The organism is Streptomyces sp. UW30 (assembly GCF_008042075.1).
GTDB lineage: Bacteria > Actinomycetota > Actinomycetes > Streptomycetales > Streptomycetaceae > Streptomyces.
Map to the genome: position 1 here is coordinate 31,120 of NZ_RDBN01000037.1, position 4,881 is coordinate 36,000.

Here is a 4,881-nt window from a genome sequence, read left to right on the forward strand (position 1 = left end):
GCTGGGGGTAGCCGTAGGCCGGCTGGGGCGGGACCGTTGTCGTCGGCTCTTCGGGGGGCAGTGGCTGGGAGACCTCGGGGGTCTGCGCGTGGTCGTCCATGGTCTCCGACTCGTCCACCGAGATGCCGAAGTCCGTGGCCAGCCCCTTGAGGCCGTCCGAGTAGCCCTCGCCGAGGGCGCGGAACTTCCAGCCCTCGCCGCGGCGGTACAGCTCGCCGCAGATCAGGGCCGTCTCCTGCCCCGTCTCCGGCTTGATGTCGAAGTACGCCAGCGGATCACCCTCGGTGGCCGTCGCGTCGTACAGCAGGATGCGCAGGTCCCGTACGCGGTCGAAGGTGACGCCGTCCGCCGATGCGACCACCAGAATCTGACCGACGCTGGACTCGACACCGGCGAGATCTGTCTGGATCGTGTCGGTGAGGCCCTCGGCGAGTCGCTTCTTGCCGAGCCGCCAGACCTTCCCGGAGGGGTGCCGGGGCTGGTTGTAGAAGACGAAGTCCTCGTCGGAGCGCACACGTCCGTCGGGGCCGAGGAGCAGAGCCGAGGCGTCGACGTCCGGGACCCCCTGCCCGGGCGTCCAGCGCAGCACGGCGCGCACCGTCGTGACTTCGAGCGGGACGTTCGACCCCTTCAACATCGCGTGCGTCATGCGGTCATCCTGCCTTCTCCGTCCTGGTCACGACAACGCGGGGTACACAGACCGTGCGGGGTCGTGTTTGTCCGCGTTACCAGAAATTCATGCCTGTCGGGAACCCCTGACATGGGTATCTACGTACTATTACCGGCCACCTGTGAACGGGTCACAGGGGCCACTGAAATCATCACGGGGGAGTTCTATGCGTCATTTCGGGCACATCGCCCCGGAGGTGCGGCAGCGCCTGTTCCACCAGGAGCCGTGCGAGTTCACCGCCGACTCTCCGGCCAGGCTGCTCTCCGTGGCCCTGGGCGCCACGCTCTACAGTCCGGCCACGCGGCCGCGGCTCGCCGACGACGTCGTCAAACAGACCGGACGCGGCGTGGTCTCGATGGTGCTGTGCCTGGAGGACTCGATCGGTGACGAGGACGTCGCGGAGGGCGAGGAGAACCTCGTCCGGCAGTTCGCCGACCTCGCCGGACGGGAGGGTGCCGGTGATCTGCCGCTGCTCTTCATCCGGGTCCGGACGCCCGAGCAGATCCCCGACCTCGTACGACGGCTCGGCCCCGCCGTCCGGCTGCTGTCCGGGTTCGTGCTGCCGAAGTTCACCGAGGAACACGGCATGCCCTTCCTGGAGGCCCTCGCGAGCGCCGAGGCGGCGAGCGGGCGGCGGCTTTTCGCCATGCCGGTGCTGGAGTCGCCCGAGCTGATGTACCGGGAGTCGCGGGTGGAGACCCTGGAGGGCGTCTCCCGTGCGGTCGACAAGTACCGGGAGCGGGTGCTGGCGCTGCGCCTGGGCGTCACCGACTTCTGCTCGTCGTACGGGCTGCGGCGGGCCCCGGACATGACCGCGTACGACGTCCAGATCGTCGCCTCCGTGATCGCCGACGTGGTGAACATGCTGGGGCGGGCCGACGGCACCGGGTTCACGGTGACCGGGCCGGTGTGGGAGTACTTCCGGGTGCAGGAACGTATGTTCAAGCCCCAGCTGCGTCGCAGCCCCTTCCTGGAGGGCCAGGCCGAGGAGCTGCGCGAGGCCCTGATCGAGCACTCCATGGACGGCCTGCTGCGCGAGATCACGATGGACCACGCCAACGGCCTGCTCGGCAAGACGTGCATCCACCCCTCCCACGTCCTGCCCGTGCACGCGCTGTCCGTGGTCAGTCACGAGGAGTTCAGTGACGCCAAGGACATCCTGAAGCCCGAGCGCTGCGGCGGGGGTGTACTCAGGTCGCAGTACACGAACAAGATGAATGAGGTGAAGCCTCATCGCGCCTGGGCCGAGCGGACCATGCTGCGGGCCGAGGCGTTCGGTGTGGCCAATGAGGACATCGGCTTCGTGGAGCTGCTCGCCGCCGGGATTCCGGCCTGAACCTGGCCGACCGGCTCCGACGAGCCGACCGGCTTCTATCCAAGGGACGCATGAACAAGGCAGTGAACGACGGGGTCTGGTCCGGGAGCTGGGTCGCCGAGCGGCTCGGGGTCCAGCTCGTGGGCGACGACGAGCTCACCGGGATGCTGGGGCTCGCCCTGCGGCGCAACCCCAAGCGGGCGCACCTGCTGGTCTCCAACGTGCTGGGCAAGCACGTACCGCAGTCACCGTCCGTGGTGTACGGCGCCGGCTTCGCGCTCGGGCGCCGGGTGCGGGATCTTCTGGGCGCGGCGGAGGCCGCCAGGGCGGTCGTCCTCGGTTACGCCGAGACGGCGACGGGGCTCGGCCACGCCGTCGCCGACGGTGTGGGGCTCGCCCCGTATCTGCACTCCACCCGCCGTCCGGTCGCCGGGGTCGCCCGGGCGGGCGGCTTCGAGGAGGCGCACTCGCACGCCACGTCGCATCTGCTGCTGCCGGAGGATCCTGCGCTGCTGGTCGGTGACGGGCCGCTGGTGTTGGTCGATGACGAGTTCTCCACGGGGAACACGGTGCTGAACACCGTTCGGGACCTTCATGAGCGGTATCCGCGGCGGCGTTATGTCGTGGTGGCGCTGGTGGACATGCGGTCGGCGGCCGACGCCGGCCGGCTGGAGGAGTTCGCGCGGGAGATCGGCGCGCGGGTGGACCTGGTGGCGGCGGCCTCGGGGACCGTACGGCTGCCGGAGGGGGTGCTGGAGAAGGGGCAGGCGTTGGTGGCGCGGTACGAGGCGGAGAGTGCCGGGGCCGGTGGTCTGTCGTCTGCGGCGCCGTCCGGGCCGCTCGCGCAGTTCCCCGCGCCCCTGGGGGGTTGCCCTCCTGGCCGGCTTCAACGGCAACGCCGCTGCTCGACGGGTTACCCTCCTGGCCGGCCTCAGCGGCAACGCCGCTGCTCGACGGGTTACCCTCCTGACCGGCTCCAGCGGCAACGCCGCTGCTTGGCGGGCTGCCCTCCTGGCCGGCCTCAGCGGCAGCGCCGCTGCTTGGGGGCGCGGGGAACTGCGCGAGCGGCCCGGACGGCGCCGCAGACGACAGACCACCGGCCCCGGCACTCTCCGCCTCGTACCGCGCCACCAACGCCTGCCCCTTCTCCAGCACCCCCTCCGGCAGCCGTACGGTCCCCGAGGCCGCCGCCACCAGGTCCACCCGCGCGCCGATCTCCCGCGCGAACTCCTCCAGCCGGCCGGCGTCGGCCGCCGACCGCATGTCCACCAGCGCCAGCTCGACGGGTTACCCTCCTGACCGGCTCCAGCGGCAACGCCGCTGCTTGGCGGGCTGCCCTCCTGGCCGGCCTCAGCGGCAGCGCCGCTGCTTGGGGGCGCGGGGAACTGCGCGAGCGGCCCGGACGGCGCCGCAGACGACAGACCACCGGCCCCCACATCACCCGAATAGACCTGCACTGGCCCCCCGGCCTCCCCGACGGCGGTCGTCACGGCTTCACCCCGGCCCACCGGGCCCGGCTGGAGGGCGCCCTGCCCGCCATGACCGCCCGCCTGGCAGAGGCGCTGCCCAAGAGCGCCCGGCGCGTGCACGTGCTGGGCTTCGAGGAGCTGATGTACGCCCCGCTCCGCCTCGCCCGTGAGCTGGAGCAGGTCGCCGAGGGCGTCGAGGTCCGCTACTCCACCACCACCCGCTCGCCCGTCCTCGCGGTCGACGACCCGGGCTACGCGATACGCACCCGCCTGGTCTTCCCGGCCCACGACACCCCGGCCGACGGCCCCGGCGAGCGCTACGCCTACAACGTCGCGGGCGCCGGCTTCGACGCCGTCATAGTCGTCGTCGACTCGGTCGCCGACACCCCCGAACTGCACGCGCCCGACGGCCTGCTGGCGCGGCTCGCCGCCCATGCCCCGCAGGTCCTGCTGGTGGTGGTGCCGTCGTACGTCCCCGGGCCCCTGGCCCTTCCCGAAAGGCACCCGATGCTGCCCGAGCCCCTCCGCGGCCCCGCCTTCTCCTCGTACGCCCCCGACGAGGTCGGCTGGCTGCTCCAGGACCTCTCGGACGTGACGCTGGAGGCGCCGACCGAGGAGCGCGAGGAGGCCATCCAGAGCGGCGGCGCGCACTACGCGGAGTCCCTGCCGATGGAGTACCAGCCCAGCGAGCAGTACCAGGAGCTGTTCCACACCGCGCTGGAGGAGTCGGCCGCGCGGCTGGCGCAGGCGGCCGGCGCGGTGACGGAGATCGTGCTGGCCGAGCGCTCCCCCCGGCCGGTGCTGGTGTCGCTGGCGCGCGCGGGCACCCCCGTCGGCGTCCTCATGCGCCGCTGGGCGCAGTTCCGGCACGGGCTCGAACTCCCGCACTACGCCGTCTCGATCGTGCGCGGCCGAGGCATCGACGCCAACGCCCTGCGCTGGCTGGCCCAGCACCACGACCCACGCGACGTCGTCTTCGTCGACGGCTGGACCGGCAAGGGCGCCATCACCCGTGAACTGGCCGCGGCGATACGGGAGTTCGAGGTGTCCGACGGCATCACCGGCTTCGACCCCGAGATCGCCGTCCTGGCCGATCCGGGCTCGTGCGTGCGGACGTACGGCACCCGCGAGGACTACCTCATCCCGTCCGCGTGCCTCAACTCCACGGTCTCCGGCCTCATCTCGCGTACGGTGCTGCGCGCCGACCTGGTCGGCCCGCACGACTTCCACGGCGCGAAGTTCTACCGCGAACTCGCCGGCGCCGACCGCGGCCAACTGGGGCGGTTCGTTCCTCGGCGTGCCGACGGCGAGCAAGCACCAGAAGGAGGCCGTCGCGCTGGCGAAGTGGCTGACCGCACCCGAGCAGCAGGCGAAGGTCTTCGCCAAGCAGGCCAGCTTCCCGTCGACCCCGTCGGCGTACTCGACCC

Annotated in this window: 2 protein-coding genes and 2 pseudogenes; 3 read left to right on the forward strand and 1 reads right to left on the reverse strand. The window is 71.7% G+C overall.

The window, feature by feature from the left end:
- Positions 1-649 (reverse strand): TerD family protein (locus tag EAO75_RS18700; RefSeq protein WP_147997956.1); only part of this gene is annotated, 649 nt, incomplete at its 3' end.
- A 187-nt stretch (positions 650-836) separates the two neighbouring features.
- Between EAO75_RS18700 and EAO75_RS18705 the strand changes: the two genes are divergently transcribed.
- From EAO75_RS18705 to EAO75_RS48630, 3 genes and pseudogenes are all read left to right on the forward strand, one after another.
- Positions 837-2,006: an HpcH/HpaI aldolase/citrate lyase family protein gene (locus EAO75_RS18705; RefSeq protein WP_147996229.1), complete on the forward strand. Its 1,170-nt coding sequence runs from the start codon at positions 837-839 to the stop codon at positions 2,004-2,006.
- A gap of 50 nt (positions 2,007-2,056) precedes the next feature.
- Positions 2,057-4,720 (forward strand): annotated as a pseudogene (locus EAO75_RS47480) (phosphoribosyltransferase domain-containing protein); the annotation flags it as partial.
- Positions 4,719-4,881, forward strand: a pseudogene (locus tag EAO75_RS48630) (extracellular solute-binding protein); the annotation flags it as partial. The pseudogenes EAO75_RS47480 and EAO75_RS48630, both read left to right, overlap by 2 nt.

What these genes read in the sequence shown, in the direction of transcription:
- EAO75_RS18705 (WP_147996229.1), top strand. Translation starts at nt 837, where the DNA reads ATGCGTCATTTCGGGCACATCGCCCCGGAGGTGCGGCAGCGCCTGTTC.